This is a genomic window from Zunongwangia sp. SCSIO 43204, assembly GCF_019904275.1.
GTDB classification, from domain to species: Bacteria; Bacteroidota; Bacteroidia; order Flavobacteriales; family Flavobacteriaceae; genus Zunongwangia; species Zunongwangia mangrovi.
Genome location: NZ_CP063204.1, coordinates 126,795 through 145,414 on the forward strand (window position 1 = coordinate 126,795; position 18,620 = coordinate 145,414).

Below are 18,620 nucleotides of genomic sequence, written 5' to 3' on the forward strand. Positions count from 1 at the left end.
TATTGCTTACTTTTATAAAAATTTTTAGAATCCTAAATCGATTGAATTTCGGAATAATTTTTCATGTATATTTTTCATTTTAAAATACCACAGATCAGTTTTTTCCGTTAGTCCAAATACGCCAAATTAAACAGAAAAGTAATTCAAATTATTATGAAGAAACATTTACTGGCAATTTTCACTTTAACTGCCATCATACTTACTTCTTGCCAAAAAGATGAAGACAATCCTTTTTTAATTACCGCATCACAGGTTGGTAAACTAAAAAAAGATATCAAAATTAACCAATTAGACTCTTTATACCGCGAAGATTCTCTGGTAAAAGAAACCAGCGGACCAATGCAGTTAAGAGCCACAGACGAAATTAAGGTTTATGAAAAAGGTGGTGAAGCTTTACTAATTTTAGAGCCTGCACAAGAATTCGACAGCACAAGCACTATTGGCTATATTCGAGTTTTAGATCCAAGATTTAAAACAAAAGCAGGTTTAAATTCTGAAAGTACTTTTAAAGATATTGTTGAAAACTATAAAATATCGAGAATAGAAAACACTATTAGTTCGGCCGTTGTGTTTCTAGATGAAATTAATGCTTATATCACTATAGATAAAAAAGAATTACCTTCTAGTTTGCGTTATGATACCGATACTAAGATTAGGTCATCGCAAATTCCAGATGACGCTAAATTCAAGTATTTTATGATCTACTGGGATTAAAAATAAATGATGCAAAAATTAAAGATTCTCATACTCTGCAGCCTTTTTATAGCTTATGCTTGTAATACCAAACCAGATTATGAGAATCTTGCTTTAAAAGACGAAGACGGAAATTATCAAGCCGTCGTCGAAATACCTTCAGGCACCAACCTTAAACTCGAGTTTGATCATTCACTTCAGGAATTTATTCCAGATCAGCGAAATGGCAACGACAGAATCATAGAATTCTTACCCTATCCTGGCAATTACGGATTTATACCTTCAACCTATTCAGATCCTAATAAAGGTGGAGATGGCGATGCCTTAGATGTACTTATTTTAGGGCAATCTGTAAAAACAGGTGACATCATCCCAATAAAACCTATTGCTGTTTTAAAATTGATCGATGAAGGTGAGCAGGACGACAAGATCATTGCCGTGCCAGCGCTAAAAAAAGATCAAATTTTTAAAGCCGAATCTTATAAAGTTTTCCTAAACAATTATCCCGAAGCTAAAGACATTATCGAACTATGGTTTTTAAGCTACGACAAAGACAATAGCCTGGAAATAAAAGGCTGGGAAGACGAAGCTGAAGCCATTAAGCAAATTGAAATATGGCGCAAAACCATAAATTGAAACAATAGGAAAAAACTTAAGATGTGTTAATTAAAAACTGACTATCAGTTAATTATATAAAATTAGTGCAACAATTAACCAAAATCGATAATTATGATTAAGATTTTTGCACTTATATTAACCGTTGGTGGAGCAATTGCACTTGTAATGGGAATATTAGGAATTTTTGGAAGTCTAGCCCTGGCTTTAAGTCCCTGGGCGTTAAGTATCATTGGATTTATATTTTTCCTAGCAGGAATTAGCCTTTTAAAATATCGCAAAGACACCGATGTGATACAAGCCGAAAATAAAAAAGAACTCTAGAAATAGTGTTTTTCAATAAAAAAAGAGGAGGCAAAATTGCCTCCTCTTTTTTTTATATATAGAATCTTATGGAAAAGGAATTTGAGATTATCGTTTTATGATTTCTATCGTTGACCACCCTTTATATTTTGAGAGCAATTAATTTCAATACTGTCTATCCCTATCCCGTTATTATGCTGTATACTTAAAATCATTGTAACTGATTTTAAAATAATTCGAATTACCTGATTAGCTGGAAATAAAAAAGGAGACTTTTAAAGCCTCCTTTCTTACATTTATAAAGATTGGTTATCTAGTCTACATTATCATGTAAGAACGAATTATTTCTTCTAAACTGAAGATCATTATTTTCGTCCTGTCCCAAAGTTGTTCTAGACATTTTACTCTCACCGTGATTAGCGCTATCTAAATTAATTCCGGCTCTTTTATAAGCTGGCTGCTTTTCGATCTCTTCGATCTGCGAAGCATTGCTTCTAAACTTATAATTGAATTCCTTCATTTTAGCACGACGCTCTGCTGCACGTTCTACTACATGCTCTGGAATTGGATTATTAAAAGGATTTGCGTCCTGCTCCTCTTCCTTTTGCGGTGTTGGTTGTACCGTACGCTTTTCGAAAGCTATGGTTTCGTCTTTAGGCTCTTCCTTTTTTTCCTCTTTTTCTGGTTTCGAGTTCTCTAATTGCTGCTCGAATTCCATATAATCGTCAAGGCTATATCGTTTCACTGTACCATCTGCTACATGTTCTGTGGCAGGAATTACTTCTACAGGCTCGTTTACTTCAATATTTTTAACCTCATAACTAGGCTCTTCAGCATCCTCGGTATTTAAAACGTGTCTTTTTACCGGTTCCTGCTTAGGCTCTTCTTTTACTTCTGGCTTTGGAGTTTCAGCTTTTGGTGGTTCTGGCTTTTTATTCTCCTGATTGACAGGAAAATCAAAAGTGAACATAAATTGATCTTCATCATTATTTTCTTCTTCCGCAGCTTCAACTTCTTCAACTCCCGCATTCGTATCATTGATCACGAAATCTTCAGGATTAACATCGTCATAGAACACATCCATGTTATAAGCTGAAGGTGGCGTATAAAGGTCTGGATCTTTAGCAGGAGCAGCTTGTGCTGGTTTAACTTCAGCTTTAGGAACTTCGTTTACCTGTGGCTTCACCTCTGGTGCCACCTGAGCTTTTGGAACTTCAGGTTTCGAAGGTTCTACCTCATCCATATTTTCATCTAAAGTATGAACGATCTTCTTTGGTGGCTCTGGCTCTTTATTTTCTTCTGGCAAAGGTAACTCGGTAAAAGATCCAGTATTTCCACGATCTGAAGGGAACTCATGCTCCGCTTTTTGTTCATCCTCTAGTGTATGGATGATTTTTTTAGTTTCGGTATTAGTGATTTCATCCTGCTGCTCTACATTAAAACCAGTAGCAATAATGGTTACAGAAATAGCACCTTCTAAGGCTTCATCTTCACCAACACCCATAATAATATTGGCACTATGACCAGCTTCACCCTGAATATGATCGTTGATTTCACCAATCTCGTCTATAGTAATTTCTTCGGAACCGGAAACAATTAATAGCAATACATTTTGAGCACCGGTAATCTTATTATCGTTTAGTAATGGAGAATCTAAAGCTTTAGCGATTGCATCCTGAGCTCTATTTGCTCCTGAAGCAGATGCAGATCCCATGATCGCAGTACCACTATTACTCAACACCGTTTTTGCATCCCTAAGGTCAATGTTTTGTGTGTAGTGATGGGTAATTACTTCAGCAATACCACGAGAAGCAGTAGCTAAAACTTCATCTGCCTTAGAGAAACCGGCTTTAAAACCTAAGTTTCCATAAACTTCACGAAGTTTATTGTTATTGATCACAATTAGAGAATCTACATGAGACCTAAGCTTTTCAACTCCTTTTTGAGCCTGTTCATTTCTCATTCTACCTTCAAACTGAAAAGGAATAGTTACGATCCCTACCGTAAGAATATCCATTTCTTTGGCCTGTTTTGCGATCACTGGTGCAGCACCTGTACCGGTACCACCTCCCATACCCGCAGTGATAAATACCATTTTGGTATTCACATCGAGCATGTTTTTTATCTCATCAAAACTTTCTACTGCGGCCTGTTCTCCAATTTCAGGATTTGCTCCTGCTCCAAGTCCCTCGGTAAGGCTAACTCCCAACTGGATCTTATTAGGAACAGTACTGTTTTCTAATGCCTGCGCATCAGTATTACAGATTACAAAATCTACTCCTTTAATCCCTAGTTGAAACATGTGGTTAATAGCATTACTACCGCCACCACCTACACCAATAACTTTGATGACGTTCGATTGATTTTTAGGTAAATCGAATGAAATGTCTCCGAATTCTGTGTTGCTCATAAATTCAATTTTACTGGTTCTCTATTGTGCTATGTATTACTCTGCGTTATCTAAAAAATCTTTGAACTTTTCTGCCCATTTATCGAAAATACTTTTTCTGGGCTTAGGCTGTTCTACCTGTACTTGCGGTTCTTCTCGCTCTGCCTCTCCTTCTTCATCTACCGGCAATGGCTCTGGTTCTTTCTCTTTAAGAACGGCTTCTTCCTGAAAACTACTTTTGCTAGTCTCTAAACTATTCATCACCAATCCAACTGCTGTTGCATACATTGGGCTGGTAGTTTCAGAATCATTATTTCCTGCCAGATGTTCGTTAGGAAAACCAATCCTGGTATCCATTCCTGTTATATACTCTACTAATTGCTTAAGATGCTTTAACTGCGCTCCGCCACCGGTTAACACAAGCCCGCCAATAAGCTTTTTCTTTTGATCTTCGTGACCATAATTTTTTATCTCCAGATAAACCTGCTCGATAATTTCTACCACACGGGCATGAATGATCTTCGAAAGATTTTTAAGGGTAATTTCTTTTGGCTCTCTTCCTCGTAATCCGGGAATAGAAACGATCTCGTTATCCTTATTTTCTCCTGGCCATGCCGATCCAAATTTGATCTTTAGCAATTCTGCCTGCTTTTCGATGATCGAACAACCTTCTTTTATATCCTCAGTAATCACATTTCCTCCAAAAGGGATTACTGCTGTATGTCTAATAATTCCGTCTTTAAAAATTGCAAGATCTGTAGTACCACCACCTATATCGATAAGTGCTACACCTGCTTCTTTTTCTTCCTGGCTAAGCACTGCATTTGCAGATGCCAAAGGCTCTAATGTTACTGCTGAAAGGTCTAAACCTGCACTTTTTACACATCTACCAATATTTCTTATTGAAGAAACCTGGCCTACAACCACGTGAAAATTTGCTTCAAGGCGACCACCATACATCCCGATAGGCTCTTTAATTTCAGCCTGCCCATCTACTTTATATTCCTGCGGAAGTACATGAATTATTTCTTCCCCAGGTAACATAACCAGTTTATGAACCTGATTGCATAAACTATGAATATCTTCAGCATCAATAACTTCTTCAGGGTTTGGCCTTGTGATATAATCACTATGCTGCAAACTTCTAATATGTTGCCCGGCAATCCCTACAACTACATCTTTAATTTTTTGTCCAGAATCTGCTTCAGCTTCCTGAATGGCCTGTTGTATAGATTGAATGGTTTGCGTGATGTTATTTACCACACCACGGTGCACACCCAGACTTCTGGATTTACCAATCCCAACGATCTCTACTTTGCCGTACTCATTCTTCTTGCCAATCATGGCAACAATCTTTGTCGTCCCTATATCTAATCCTACTGCAATATCGTTTTGCTCCATATCTTACTTTTTAGTGCATACAACCTGATTACCAAACTGTAGATTCACTTTTTTATAGGTATCTAACTTTTTATCTTTTAATGCTTTTTTATAAAATGCCTTGAAATTATTGAATTTCAGCTCAATATTTTTCACTTCTCCAAAGTACACCGTAAAACCAGCTTTACGCAGCTTAAGCTCGTAGCGCCCATTTGCCAAACGATGTATTGTAGTAATATGCTTCTGTAAAAAACTATCATTTTTTATATAGCTCACCAATGGATAAGCCTTTAAAATATTAGTTTCATTGAAACCTAACATAAGAGGTACCCTTGCCGAAAAATTTTCTGAAAGTGGCATCACCTCTCCATTTTTATCCAGGTAAAATGAAGTATTACCTACGGCTCTCCCAATAGGTTTACGCTGGCTCACAATTGCAGAGAGTTTTCCGTTCAATTTTAAGAAAACCTCGGCATTCTCTATCATATCGTGACTGTTAAGAAGCATCTCTACCTTATTCAAATCTAAAGTTTCTTGTCCCAGGTTTTCGTTAGCCTCTTCATTTTGTATCAACAACTTATTAACCGCATCTACAGTAACATACAGGTTTTCGTTGTCTGTAAAATGAACTTCTGTACCATCCAATTTTCGTTGGCTATGTCTTTTTTCTGCAAAACCATATAGAAAAGCAACCAAAGCCAGCAAAAGCACGAACTTTATGTAACCTAATTTAGATTTCATCTTCCAATGCTGTTTTTACGGTTTCAACTTCATTTCCTATATCTCCGGCTCCAAGCATCAAAATAACTTTAGCCTTAGTTTTAGCGATTTTGGCCGATAATTCTTCTCTTTTTACTAAGTGCTTTTTTGGATTATCGATTTTCCCTAATAACCACTCAGAATCTATTCCTTCTATTGGCTTTTCACGGGCCGGATAGATATCCATAAGCATGATCTCATCGAATTGAGCTAGTTTTTCAGCAAAATCATCTGCAAAATCCCTGGTTCTGCTATATAAATGAGGCTGAAAAATGACCAAATTCGGCTTTTTAGGATATAATTCTTTTACCGCTCCAAACACAGCATCTATTTCTGCCGGATGATGCGCATAATCATCGATCAAAACCAATTCTTCAGTTTTAATCTTATATGAAAAGCGCCTTCTTATTCCTTTAAAACTCTGTAACGCCTGGCTTAACTGGTTGGTTGGGGAGCCATATTCCAGCGCCATAGCCAGAGCTGTTACAGCGTTTAAGACATTATGTCTGCCTGGTAGGTTAAGAATAAATCCTTCAATAATTTTTGTAGGAGTTTTAAGATCAAAATGATAACTCCCTCCTATTATTTTTATATTGATTGCTGAAAAATCAGCATCATCCTCAATTCCAATTGTTTTTCCTTTAAGTGGAAGTCCGTTTTTAACGAAAAGCGTCCCATCTTCAGGAAGTAGATCTGCAAAAGCTTTAAATGAAGCTTGCAGATGTTCGTTTACGCCATAGATATCCAGATGATCTGCATCCATCGAATTTATAGCTGCGATATTTGGTGACAAATGAAGAAAAGAACGATCAAATTCATCTGCTTCAGCAACGATAACTTCATCGCCTTTAAGAATCAAGTTACTTTGAATATCTTCGCTTATTCCACCCAAAAATACCGTTACCGGCGCATTGGTTTCTTTTAATAAATGGCCTAAAATTGCCGTTGTTGTAGTTTTACCGTGAGTCCCGGCCACAGCAAGCGTGAAACGATCGCTACTTATTAAGCCAAGCACTTCAGAACGTTTTTTCAGAACGAATTGTTCTGCTACGAAATACTGATAAAGCGTATTTTCTTTAGGAACAGCTGGAGTATAAACTACAAGTGTTTTTTCTGAGTCTTTAAATTGCTGCGGAATTTCACTAATATCATCTTTAAAAGTCACCAAAATCCCTTCAGCTTCCAGTTCTTTGGTAAGCACTGAAGCTGTTTTATCGTAACCGGCTACATTTTTGCCCTGAGATTTAAAGAAGCGCGCCAACGCACTCATCCCAATACCGCCAATCCCGATAAAATAAAAGTTTTGTATGTGACTTAAATTATTCAATCTAGGCTTTTCTGATAATTAGTTTTTCTATTTCGTCTACAATATTTGCCGTTGCATTTGGCAAGGCCATTTTCTTAATATTTTCGCCTAATTCTTTTTGCCGGGTTTCATTATTCAGCAAATCGAAAAAGATATTTTCAAACTTTTCATCCAGCTCGGTTTCACCAATGGTGATGGCCGCATCGTTTTTTGTCACAGCCATCGCATTTTTGGTTTGGTGATCTTCTGCTACATTGGGAGACGGAATAAAAATTACCGGTTTTCCAACAATACAAAGCTCTGAAACACTACCTGCACCGGCTCTTGAAATAATCACATCCGCTGCCGCATAAGCCAAATCCATTTTGTTTAAAAACTGATGAACCTGAACAGTTCCTTCAGTATAAGTTTTGTAATCTTCGTAATATAATTTACCGCATTGCCAGATCAACTGAATATTTTCTTGCTTTAATCGATCGGCATGTTGGGCGATTAATTGATTCACTCTTCTTGCTCCTAAACTACCACCAAGAACCAGCACTGTTTTTTTATCGGAATCCAGATTAAAAAACTTTTGTGCTTCTATTCTTTTGGTATCAATATCCAATAAATCCTGGCGTACCGGATTTCCTGTTTTTTTTACTTTTTCCTGCGGAAAAAATCGCTTCACTTCATCATAAGCCGCACATATCACATTTGCTCTTTTCGCCAGAATCTTATTGGTGATCCCAGGAAATGAGTTTTGCTCCTGAAGCAAGGTTGGTATATCCTTTTTATTAGCAACATGTAATAAAGGTCCGCTTGCAAATCCTCCTGTACCAATGGCAACATTCGGTTTAAAATCTTTTATGATCTTTCTGGATTTACTAATGCTATTCAGTAATTTGAATGGAAACATTAGATTTTTAAGCGTTAACTTTCGCTGCAAACCGCTAATCCAAAGCCCTTCGATCTCGTAACCGGCCTGCGGCACTTTTTCCATCTCCATTTTATCCTGCGCACCCACAAACTTGATCCTAGCATCGGGATAGCGTCGCTTTACCTCATCGGCAATAGCAATAGCCGGGTAAATATGACCACCCGTTCCTCCACCAGATAATATGATACGTAGATCTTTACTCATATTGCTTCGCTTAAAATATCCAAAGGATTTTCGTCCTCGGCATTTCTTTCAGCTTCTTCGAATTCTTTTTCTTCTTCTCTTTTCGCACTTACACTAAGAATAATCCCTAGTGACATACAGGTCATCCAAATCGATGTACCACCACTACTCACCAACGGTAATGTTTGCCCGGTTACCGGAAATAATTCCACTGCAACCGCCATATTTACCAATGCCTGAAAAATAATTGGAATACCTACTCCCATTACCAATAGTTTTCCAAAAACAGTATTTGCTTTGGTCGCTACGATGATGATCCTAAACAAGATCATTAAATAGGCTAACATCACTCCAAACGCACCAATTAAGCCCATTTCTTCAACAATTATCGCGTAGATAAAATCTGAAGAAGACTGCGGTAAAAAATTTCGCTGCACACTTTTTCCAATCCCTGTTCCTGCAATACCACCTCTTGCGATGGCTATCTTTGCTCTTTCGATTTGATAATCTGCTTCAGTATCTTCGTCGTTTGTAAAATTCTCTATCCTACTCGCCCAGGTATCGATCCTGTTAGGTAAAATTCCAGGAAATGCCTTCGCTGCCAAAACAAAAATTCCGAATAAAATTACTCCGGCGAACACCACCGCAGCCAGATATTTTATAGGATAACCACCTAAAAACATGAGAACCAAAACCATAGCAAAAATGATCGCAGTTGTCGAAAAATTGGCCGGCAAAATTAACATTAATACTGAACCTACGGGCACCCAAAGTGGTAAAATTGTCTCTTTAAAAGTGATTTTTTTCTCGGTGATCCTAGACATATATTTCGCCACATAGATCATTAAAACTACTGCTGCAAACGTAGATGACTGAAACGTAACTCCTAAGACCGGAATCCTAATCCATCTACTAGCATTTGCCCCATCGATCACCGTTCCCTGAGCCATTGTATAGATCAACAATACAATTACTACTGGCAGCATTATGATCGATAATCCCTTGTAGTAACGATAAGGCACTTTATGCGCTGCGAACATCACACAAAAGCCTAATAACAAATGGAAAAAATGAACGATCAAATATTTAAAAGTACTCCCATCACCATATAGGTAAGCAATGTTACTACTCGCGCTGTACACCGGCAAAAATGAAAATATCGCCAGTAGCCCGGCAGTAGCCCAGATTACCTTATCTCCTTTAATATTTGCAAAAATGTTCCCCATTTCGCTCTCTCAGCTTAATTTTGCCGATATTCTATAAATTTCTTACTGCTTCTTTAAACTGTCTTCCGCGATCTTCGTAATTCTCAAAAAGATCGAAACTAGCACAGGCTGGAGAAAGTAAAACTGTATCTCCTTTTTCAGAAAGTCTATACGCCATTTTCACAGCTTCATTCATGCTTTGTGTTTCCATCATTGTTTCAACACAATTCCCAAAAGAATTAATGATCTTGGTATTATCTACTCCTAGGCAAATAATTGCTTTTACTTTTTCGTTCACCAATGGCAAAAGTTCGTCGTAAACATTTCCTTTATCTACACCTCCTAAGATCCAAACGGTTTGCCCTTCCATACTTTCTAAAGCATAATAAGTAGCATTAACATTTGTTGCTTTAGAATCGTTGATGTATTGCACATTATTGATCTTAAGCACTTTTTCTAAGCGATGTTCTACACCCTGAAAGCTTTCCATACTTTCACGGATCGTATTCTTTCTTATTTTTAAAAGCTTTGCCACTGTAGCAGCTGCCATTGCGTTCTTCGTATTGTGTTTACCTTGTAATGTTAAATCTGAAGTAGCCATAGTAAACTCTGTATTTTCTGTCTTTATAATAATTGTATCATTTTCTAAATATGCACCATTCTCTAACTTTCTCTCCAGCGAAAATGGCAGTAACTGCGCCTCAATTTTGTTGTTTTTTAGCCAGCTCGTAATAACTTCGTCATCTGCGTCGTAAATAAAATAATCGTCCTTTGTTTGATTCTTTGTTATCCTGAACTTAGCTTCGATATAATTATCGAATTTATAATCATATCGATCTAAATGATCTGGAGTGATATTGGTTAAAATCGCAATATGCGGTCTAAACTTTTCAATCCCGTCTAACTGAAAACTACTAAGTTCTAACACATAGTAAGCTGGATTTGTTTCTGCCACCTGTTTCGCAAAACTATCTCCTACATTACCGGCCATTCCTACATTTAAACCAGCATCATTCAATAGATGATCGGTTAATTTTGTGGTCGTGGTTTTTCCGTTACTTCCGGTGATCCCAACAATTACCGCACTGGTGTATTCCGCAGCAAATTCTATTTCAGAAATTACAGGAATCCCCTTTTCTCTTAGTGCTTTTATCATTGGCACCGTATCTGGAATACCCGGACTTTTCATCACCACATCAGCATCAAAAATCTGCGATTCGGTATGCTTTTCTTCCTCCCAGTCTATTTCAAGATATTCAAGAACCTTTTTATATTTTTCTTTAATTTTTCCTTTGTCTGAAAGCCAAATCTTATAGCCTTCTTTCTTCGCCAAGATCGCAGTACCAACACCGCTTTCTCCACCACCAAGTATGACAATTTTCTTACTCAACTTTTATCGAAGTTTAAGTGTCACAATGGTTAAAATGGCCAGGAAAATACCCACTACCCAAAACCGAACAACGATCTTACTTTCATGATGCCCTTTCTTTTGGTAGTGATGATGCAAAGGAGACATCAGGAAAATCCTGCGCCCTTCGCCAAATTTCTTTTTAGTGTATTTAAACCAGGATACCTGTAGCATAACAGATAGATTCTCTACTAAGAAAATTCCGCATAAAATAGGTATCAATAATTCTTTTCTAGAAGCAATTGCTAAAACAGCAATAATTCCTCCAATAGTTAAACTCCCCGTATCTCCCATAAAAACCTGGGCCGGATAGGTGTTATACCATAGAAAACCGACTAATGCTCCTGCAAATGCCGTTATGTAAATCGTCATTTCTCCGGAACGAGGGATGTACATTATATTCAGGTAATCTGAAAAAATGATATTACCAGAAACCCATGCAAAAATGCCCAATGTTAGCACAATGATTGCTGAAGATCCTGCGGCAAGTCCGTCGATTCCATCAGTTAGATTCGCTCCGTTTGAAACCGCTGTAACTATAAAGATCACAATTGGGATAAAAATAATCCAGGCGTATTTTGCCAAATCTGGGTTTATCCAGGAGATGATCTTCGAGTAATCAAATTCATTATCTTTTACAAAAGGAATGGTTGTCGTAAGTGTTTTTTGCTCTGGCCCCATTTCTGGAAGATCATTAGCCCCTAACATCATTTCCTGGGAAATAGCTTCTTCAGGATTCGACTTTTCCTTTATGGTAATTCCATCGTGAAAATACATGATACTTCCAACGATCAAACCAAGACCAACCTGTCCAAGAATTTTAAACTTACCTGGCAAGCCTTCCTTATCTTTTTTAAATGTTTTTATATAATCATCCAAAAAACCAATGGCGCCCATCCAAATGGTAGTGATAATCAATAAAATCACATAAATATTCTCTAATTTGGCCAATAGCAACACCGGTATCAAGGTTGAAATTATGATGATAATTCCTCCCATTGTTGGAGTGCCGGCTTTTTCGGTTTGCCCTTGCAAACCAAGCTCCCTTACACTTTCCCCAATTTGTTTGGTTTGCAAATAGTTAATTATTCGCTTCCCGTAAATTGTAGAGATTAACAGCGATAAAAGTATAGCCATAGCCGAACGGAAAGAAAGATATTCAAACAACTGAGCTCCCGGGAACTGGTATTTATCTTCTAAAAATTGAAATAAATAATAAAGCATATCCTTATATTCTGCCTTTTGGCGTTACTTTTTTAGCTGTTTTAAAAATTCACTCACGATCTTATAATCATCAAAATCATGTTTTTCACCATCAACTTCCTGGTAGGTTTCATGACCTTTTCCTGCGATTAAAATAATATCGTTGGCTTTCGCCATTTGGCAAGCGGTTTTGATCGCTTGTTTTCTATTAGTTACTGAAACTGTTTTATTAAAATTTTGAGGTTCTACCCCTTTTTCTATTTCTTCAATAATAGCATCTGGATCTTCAGTTCTTGGATTATCACTTGTAAAGATCACTTTAGAACTTAAAGCCGAAGCGATATGTCCCATTTTTGGTCTTTTGGTTCGATCTCTATCACCACCACAACCAACAACAGTAATTAGTTCTTCATTTTTTGTTCTAATCGCATTGATGGTCTCTAACACATTTTTTAATGCATCTGGGGTATGTGCGTAATCTACAATTGCGGTAATTTTTTCTTCGGAAGAAATGAAATATTGAAAGCGTCCATTTACAGAATGAAGCTCACTTATAAACTTGAGGTTTTCTATGGTTTCTAATCCAAGTAATTCCGCAGCGGCATAAATCGCCAAAATATTGTAAGCGTTGAAGCTTCCGATTAACCGAGACCATACTTCCTGATCGTTGATCTTCAGTAATAATCCTGTAAATTGATTCTCAAGGATCTGCGCTTTATAATCAGCATAGTTCTTAAGTCCGTAGGTATATTGCTTCGCGTTGGTGTTTTGCAGCATCACCTCGCCATTCTTATCATCTACATTGGTCAATGCAAATGCTGAAGCTGGCAATTCATCAAAAAACCGCTTTTTCACATCACGATATTCTGCAAAACTATTATGATAATCTAAATGATCATGGCTAAGATTGGTGAAAATTCCGCCAGCAAATTCTAATCCAGTTGTACGGTGCTGATCGATTCCATGAGAACTTACTTCCATAAAGCAATACTCTACACCTTCTTCGTTCATTTCAGCTAAATAGTAATTGATGGTTAACGAATCTGGTGTTGTGCGTACCGCATCATATAATTTATCTCCTACCATTACTTTCACTGTTGAAAGTAAACCAACTTTAAAGCCGGCTTTGGTAAATAAATCATACAATAAAGTAGCTATGGTTGTTTTACCATTAGTACCGGTAACTCCAACCAATTTGAGTTTATCTGAAGGATTGCCATAGAAGTTAGCAGCCATATATGCTAAAGCTTCCTTAGAATTGACCACCTGAACATAAGTAACCCCATTCACGATATTAGCCGGAAGCTCTTCACAAATAATCACCAAGGCTCCCTTATTAATCGCTTTTTCAATGAAATCGTGCCCGTTGGAAATCGTACCTGTAATTGCTACAAAGACATCGTTCATTTCAACTTTTCTCGAATCGAAATGAATAGTATTAATAGCTACTGCAGTGTTTCCCACTACAGATTCCATCCTTACTTTATATAATATGTCCTTAAGTATTTTCAACTTAACTTCAGATTTACTTTTTGATTACTTTTTATTTTTTGGCCCGCGGTGATCGACTGACTTCTAACAATGCCATCACCATTAACCTGTACTTTTAATCCTAGGTTCTCTAAAAGCGGGATAGCATCCATTGCCGGCATTCCTTTTACATTAGGCATCACCACTTTTTCTCCCTGAACCTTGGTATAATATTGTTCGAAATCCTGTTCTACTATTTCGCTTTCAACCTCTAAAGAAGGAAGCTCGTCCATAATAGGAGTATCGGTATAAATTTTCTGTGCTATTCTTTTAAAAACAGGTGCCGCTACGATATTACCGTAATAGCCTTTACTTCTTTTAGGCTTATGCACTACAACAATGCATGAATACTTAGGATTATCTGCCGGAAAATATCCTGCAAAAGACGCTATATATCTTCCCGGCTCTATCCAATATTCGGTTTGGCAGGTTCCTGTTTTTCCCGCCATAGAAAAATTAGGTGTATAAATATTCGCTGCTGTACCGCGTTTTACGGTATTCTTCATCATCTCGCGAACTTTTTTTGCAGTTTCTGAAGAACAGATCGCAGGATTGATAACTTCTCGATCCATTTTTACGATAGTCTTATCCCACTCTTTTACTTCTTTGATAAAACGAGGTTTCACCATTTCACCATCATTAGCGATGGCATTGTAAAAAGCCAGAGTTTGCAACGGAGTAATAGCAACGCCGTAACCAAAGGCCATCCAAGGCAGACTTAAACCATTCCAACCTTTATCATCTGGATGCGGAATTCTAGGAGTTCCTTCTCCTTTTATCTCCAGACCAATTTTACGGGTAACACCCATATCGTCTAATCGATCTACAAATTTCTCAGGGTTATTTTTATATCCCTGCGTGATCATTTTTGTAAAAGCTGTATTCGATGAAACTTCGAAAGCTCTGGCTGCGGAAATTTTGCCGTAGCCACCATGATGAGAATCACGTACCGCTCTTCCGTAGAACCGAACAACGCCATTTTCTGTATCCACAACTTGGTTAGTATCAATCACACCATCTTCTAAACCGGCTACCATCGCCATTAACTTGAAAGTAGATCCCGGCTCATGCGCTTCGTAAACCGCATAATTTCTTTTTTCGTAATAGGTCCCTTCATTTGTACGACCAAGGTTAGACATGGCTTTGATCTCGCCTGTTGCGGTTTCCATTACGATTACGGTACCATGTTCAGCTTCAAAATCTTCAAGCTGTTTTAATAGAGCATGATGCGCAATATCCTGAATATTTACATCGATGGTAGAAATCACATCATAACCATCTTTAGGCTCAACTTCATTATTATCGCTAATTGGCTTCCACTGTCCTTTAGCTATCTTTTGTTTTAAACGATGCCCATCTGTTCCTCTTAAATAAGGACCAAAAGCACCTTCTAAACCAACTCTTGTAAAATAACCTTCGTCATCCTGTCTCTCGTATCCAACGGTACGCTCGGCCATTTTCCCAAGTGGATGCTCTCTCACCGTACGCTGTTCTACTATAAGTCCGCCTTTGTAAGCTCCTAGATTGAAAATTGGGAACGTCTTGATCTTCATATATTCTGAATATCCAAGACCACGAGTTATTAAAACATATCGTTGATTATGCGCTCTGGCTGTTCTTAATTTATGTACATAATATGAGGAAGTATTGCCCAGCATTTTAGAAAGTTCTTTGGAAAGTGCTAAAACATTCTCCTCGAAATCTTCATCTGAAACAGTAACTGCATCAAACCTGATATCGTATTTAGGAACAGAAGCTGCTAAAAGACTTCCGTTAGAATCATAAAGATTCCCTCGGTTTGCAGGAATAGTGAAATTTCGATAAACACGCTCTTCTGAAAGTTGTTTATAATGTTCTCCTTCTATAAACTGAATATCCATTAGCTTCACACCAACAGCTATCGCAAAGATGAACATGCATCCTGCAACAAAATATAACCTGTTTAATATGCCTTTATCGGTTGTTGCCATACAACTACTCGCTAACTTTTACTCTTAATTTATATGGTGGAATATCTGAAGGACCAATCCCTATTTTTTTCATCTCGTTGGTAACAGTAGATTCCATTTTGATTTTCATCAAATTAGAACGCCCTTCTAAAAACTCGCTTCTTAATTCTAAAACTTCTTCGTGTAATCGTGCTATTTCATGCACTTTACGCTCTGCGCTATGCGAGCTGGCAATCATAATGATGGCCAAAACAGTGCAGAATACGATAAAACGCCAGTTTTTAAAGGCGTCTTCGTTAATCAAAAAATTGGCTTTAAGAATATTGTAAAAACCTTTCTTCATAGATCGATTCTGGTTTTATAGCTTTTTGGCTATTCTTAATTTCGCACTTCGCGCTCTATTATTTTCGCTAATCTCTTCTTTAGATGGTACGATTAACCCACCTACCTTTTTAAAGGGCACAGAAATATTTCCGTAGAAATCTTTTTCTGGCTCCCCTTCAAAAAGTCCGCTTCTTATATATCTTTTCACCAAACGATCTTCTAACGAGTGGTAAGAGATCAAACTGATTCTCCCATTTTTAAGCACTATTTCTTCCGTTTGCAATAAAAATTCCTTCAGCACTTCTATTTCCTGATTCACCTCTATGCGAATTGCCTGGTAGATCTGCGCTAAAATTTTATTCTCTTTTCCTTTAAATAAGTGAGGCTTTAAAAGTTCATTTAAATCTTCACTATTTTCGATTAGATTATTTTTTCGCTCAGCAACGATGATTCTTGCTAATTTTGGAGCATTTTTTAGATCGGCATATTGATAGAATAAACTTTTTAATTGCTCTTCTTCATATTCATTTATAACCTGGTAAGCACTAAGAGAGCTCCCCTGGTCCATTCGCATATCGAGTTTAGCATTAAATCGAGTAGAAAAACCTCGTTCTGCTTCATTAAACTGATGCGAGGAAACTCCAAAATCACCTAAAATTCCATCTACTTTTTTAATACCATAAAACCTCAAAAATCGCTTTAAGAATCTAAAATTTTCATTGATGAGTATAAAGCGAGGATCATCTATCTTATTTTGTAAAGCATCGGTATCCTGATCGAAAGCAAAAAGTTTCCCCTGTTCACCCAGCCTGCTTAAAATTTCGCGTGAGTGACCACCGCCACCAAATGTGACATCTACATACACGCCATTGGGTTTGATATTCAAACCGTCTACAGACTCCTTTAATAATACCGGATTATGATATTCCATCAACATCGAAATCATCTATTCCCATTACCTCTTCTGCCAGATCTGCAAAATCATCGCTTGCAGCCTCGATTGTTTCTTCGTACTTATCTTTATCCCAGATTTCCACAATATTGATTGCTGAAGAAAGCACTATCTCTTTCTTAATACCTGCAAAACCAACAAGGTCTTTTGGAATAAGCAACCTGCCATTTCCATCTACCTCTACGGTCTTTACACCAGCGGTGAATCTTCGAATAAAGTCGTTGTTTTTCTTTTTAAAGCGATTAAGTTTGTTCATTCGTTGCATAAGTTTATTCCACTCTTCCATGGGATACAACTCTAAACAAGACTGAAAGACAGCTCTTTTAATCACAAAACCTTCCTGAAGCATAGGCATAAGCTGTTTCTTAAGGGCTGAAGGCACCATTAGCCTACCCTTAGTGTCAACTTTACACTCGTATGTTCCAATAAGATTTACCACAAATTTGCTTTACAAAATCAAATATATTGAAAATATTACCACTTTTTACCACTTCCTACCACATTGTTGATAAGTTTTTCCACCGTATTTAGCTGAAACACTTTTAAATAGGGCTATTCTCTTCGGTTCCAAGAGTTTATTTTTTCGTATAAAATTGTGTTAAAACTCCCACCTTCTAATTGTCTTCAGAATTATTATTCAAAACCGGTAATCACTTTGCTATTGCGCAAAAATGATTATACTTGTAATGAAATCGCTATATTTGCGATTGCTAACCGCAAAGGGTATCAATGAAAAATAATTTAAGGAAAGAGGGAAAATTCACATATTTAGAGATAGGCGAAGGAACTCCGATAGTTATTTTACACGGACTTATGGGCGGCCTAAGTAATTTTGACGGAGTAGTAGATTATTTCCCTTCCAAAGGATATAAAGTCTTAATCCCAGAACTTCCGCTTTATTCTATGTCCCTTCTTAAAACAAGTGTTGGAACTTTCGCTAAATATTTGAAGGAGTTTGTAGATTTTAAAGGTTTAAACGAAGTTATTCTATTAGGAAATTCCCTAGGTGGGCATATCGCACTGTTAACAACTAAACTTTATCCAGAAATCGTAAAAGGTCTTGTGATCACAGGAAGCTCTGGTCTTTACGAAAATGCAATGGGCGAAAGTTACCCGCGTCGTGGTGATTACGAATTTATAAAAAAGAAAGCCCAAAACGTATTTTACGACCCTGCGGTTGCTACTAAAGAAATTGTAGACGATGTTTATGAAACGGTTGGTGATCGCAATAAACTGGTAAAAACCTTAGCCATTGCAAAAAGTGCTATTAGACACAATATGGCCAAGGATCTACCAAAAATGACTACTCCTACCTGTATCATTTGGGGAAAGAACGACAATGTCACTCCGCCTGAAGTTGCTGAAGATTTTCACCGACTTCTACCAGATTCAGACCTTTATTGGGTAGACAAATGTGGCCACGCTGCCATGATGGAACATCCAGATCTTTTTAACGAGTTATTATCTGACTGGTTAACGAAAAGAAATTTCTAAAAATATAG

17 protein-coding genes are annotated in these 18,620 nt (G+C 37.3%); 4 read left to right on the forward strand and 13 right to left on the reverse strand.

The features are described from left to right. Positions 1-153 precede the first annotated feature (153 nt). The 3 genes from INR75_RS00630 (at position 154) to INR75_RS00640 (ending at position 1,632) form a co-directional block, all read left to right on the forward strand. Complete coding sequence (locus INR75_RS00630; RefSeq protein WP_223090363.1) at positions 154-714, forward strand: hypothetical protein; 561 nt, start codon at positions 154-156, stop codon at positions 712-714. Between the two features lie 6 nt (positions 715-720). Beyond that, positions 721-1,329: an inorganic diphosphatase gene (locus INR75_RS00635; RefSeq protein WP_255584608.1), complete on the forward strand. Its 609-nt coding sequence runs from the start codon at positions 721-723 to the stop codon at positions 1,327-1,329. Positions 1,330-1,422: 93 nt separating this feature from the next. After that, positions 1,423-1,632, forward strand: a complete 210-nt coding sequence (locus INR75_RS00640) for a hypothetical protein (protein WP_223090364.1) — start codon at positions 1,423-1,425, stop codon at positions 1,630-1,632. 292 nt (positions 1,633-1,924) lie between these two features. On the opposite strand, the gene ftsZ is transcribed toward INR75_RS00640, so the two are convergent. From ftsZ to mraZ, 13 genes are read right to left on the reverse strand one after another with little or no spacing between them, the layout of a single operon-like run. Continuing rightward, the gene (gene ftsZ, locus INR75_RS00645; RefSeq protein WP_223090365.1) at positions 1,925-4,021 is read right to left on the reverse strand and encodes a cell division protein FtsZ; all 2,097 of its coding nucleotides are present in this window, start codon (positions 4,019-4,021) and stop codon (positions 1,925-1,927) included. A 36-nt stretch (positions 4,022-4,057) separates the two neighbouring features. Beyond that, entirely contained in the window at positions 4,058-5,401 is a 1,344-nt protein-coding gene (gene ftsA / locus INR75_RS00650; protein WP_223090366.1) for a cell division protein FtsA, read from the reverse strand. A 3-nt stretch (positions 5,402-5,404) separates the two neighbouring features. Beyond that, positions 5,405-6,121: a cell division protein FtsQ/DivIB gene (locus INR75_RS00655; RefSeq protein WP_223090367.1), complete on the reverse strand. Its 717-nt coding sequence runs from the start codon at positions 6,119-6,121 to the stop codon at positions 5,405-5,407. Next, entirely contained in the window at positions 6,111-7,466 is a 1,356-nt protein-coding gene (gene murC, locus INR75_RS00660) for a UDP-N-acetylmuramate--L-alanine ligase (RefSeq protein WP_223090368.1), read from the reverse strand. The genes INR75_RS00655 and murC overlap by 11 nt, the downstream gene beginning before the upstream one ends. A gap of 1 nt (position 7,467) precedes the next feature. After that, a complete protein-coding gene (gene murG / locus INR75_RS00665) occupies positions 7,468-8,568 on the reverse strand; it encodes an undecaprenyldiphospho-muramoylpentapeptide beta-N-acetylglucosaminyltransferase (RefSeq protein ID WP_223090369.1) in 1,101 nt (366 codons plus the stop codon). After that, positions 8,565-9,773 (reverse strand): FtsW/RodA/SpoVE family cell cycle protein, encoded by a 1,209-nt coding sequence (locus tag INR75_RS00670; RefSeq protein ID WP_223090370.1) that lies wholly within the window; start codon positions 9,771-9,773, stop codon positions 8,565-8,567. Before INR75_RS00670 ends, murG begins: the two co-directional genes overlap by 4 nt. 31 nt (positions 9,774-9,804) lie before the next feature. Then, positions 9,805-11,142, reverse strand: coding sequence for a UDP-N-acetylmuramoyl-L-alanine--D-glutamate ligase (murD, locus tag INR75_RS00675; RefSeq protein ID WP_223090371.1), 1,338 nt, complete (start codon positions 11,140-11,142; stop codon positions 9,805-9,807). Between the two features lie 3 nt (positions 11,143-11,145). Beyond that, complete coding sequence (mraY, locus tag INR75_RS00680) at positions 11,146-12,384, reverse strand: phospho-N-acetylmuramoyl-pentapeptide-transferase (RefSeq protein WP_223090372.1); 1,239 nt, start codon at positions 12,382-12,384, stop codon at positions 11,146-11,148. Between the two features lie 24 nt (positions 12,385-12,408). Then, positions 12,409-13,875, reverse strand: coding sequence for a UDP-N-acetylmuramoyl-L-alanyl-D-glutamate--2,6-diaminopimelate ligase (locus INR75_RS00685; RefSeq protein WP_223090373.1), 1,467 nt, complete (start codon positions 13,873-13,875; stop codon positions 12,409-12,411). Beyond that, complete coding sequence (locus INR75_RS00690; RefSeq protein ID WP_223090374.1) at positions 13,872-15,863, reverse strand: penicillin-binding protein; 1,992 nt, start codon at positions 15,861-15,863, stop codon at positions 13,872-13,874. The genes INR75_RS00685 and INR75_RS00690 overlap by 4 nt, the downstream gene beginning before the upstream one ends. A gap of 4 nt (positions 15,864-15,867) precedes the next feature. Further along, positions 15,868-16,185: an FtsL-like putative cell division protein gene (locus tag INR75_RS00695; protein ID WP_092543074.1), complete on the reverse strand. Its 318-nt coding sequence runs from the start codon at positions 16,183-16,185 to the stop codon at positions 15,868-15,870. A 15-nt stretch (positions 16,186-16,200) separates the two neighbouring features. Beyond that, complete coding sequence (gene rsmH / locus INR75_RS00700) at positions 16,201-17,097, reverse strand: 16S rRNA (cytosine(1402)-N(4))-methyltransferase RsmH (RefSeq protein WP_223090375.1); 897 nt, start codon at positions 17,095-17,097, stop codon at positions 16,201-16,203. Further along, on the reverse strand, positions 17,084-17,557 hold the full coding sequence (mraZ, locus tag INR75_RS00705; protein ID WP_223090376.1) for a division/cell wall cluster transcriptional repressor MraZ: 474 nt from the start codon (positions 17,555-17,557) through the stop codon (positions 17,084-17,086). Before mraZ ends, rsmH begins: the two co-directional genes overlap by 14 nt. A gap of 290 nt (positions 17,558-17,847) precedes the next feature. Here mraZ and INR75_RS00710 point away from each other — a divergent pair, with 290 nt between their 5' ends. Next, positions 17,848-18,612, forward strand: a complete 765-nt coding sequence (locus INR75_RS00710; protein ID WP_092543080.1) for an alpha/beta fold hydrolase — start codon at positions 17,848-17,850, stop codon at positions 18,610-18,612. Positions 18,613-18,620: the final 8 nt, after the last annotated feature.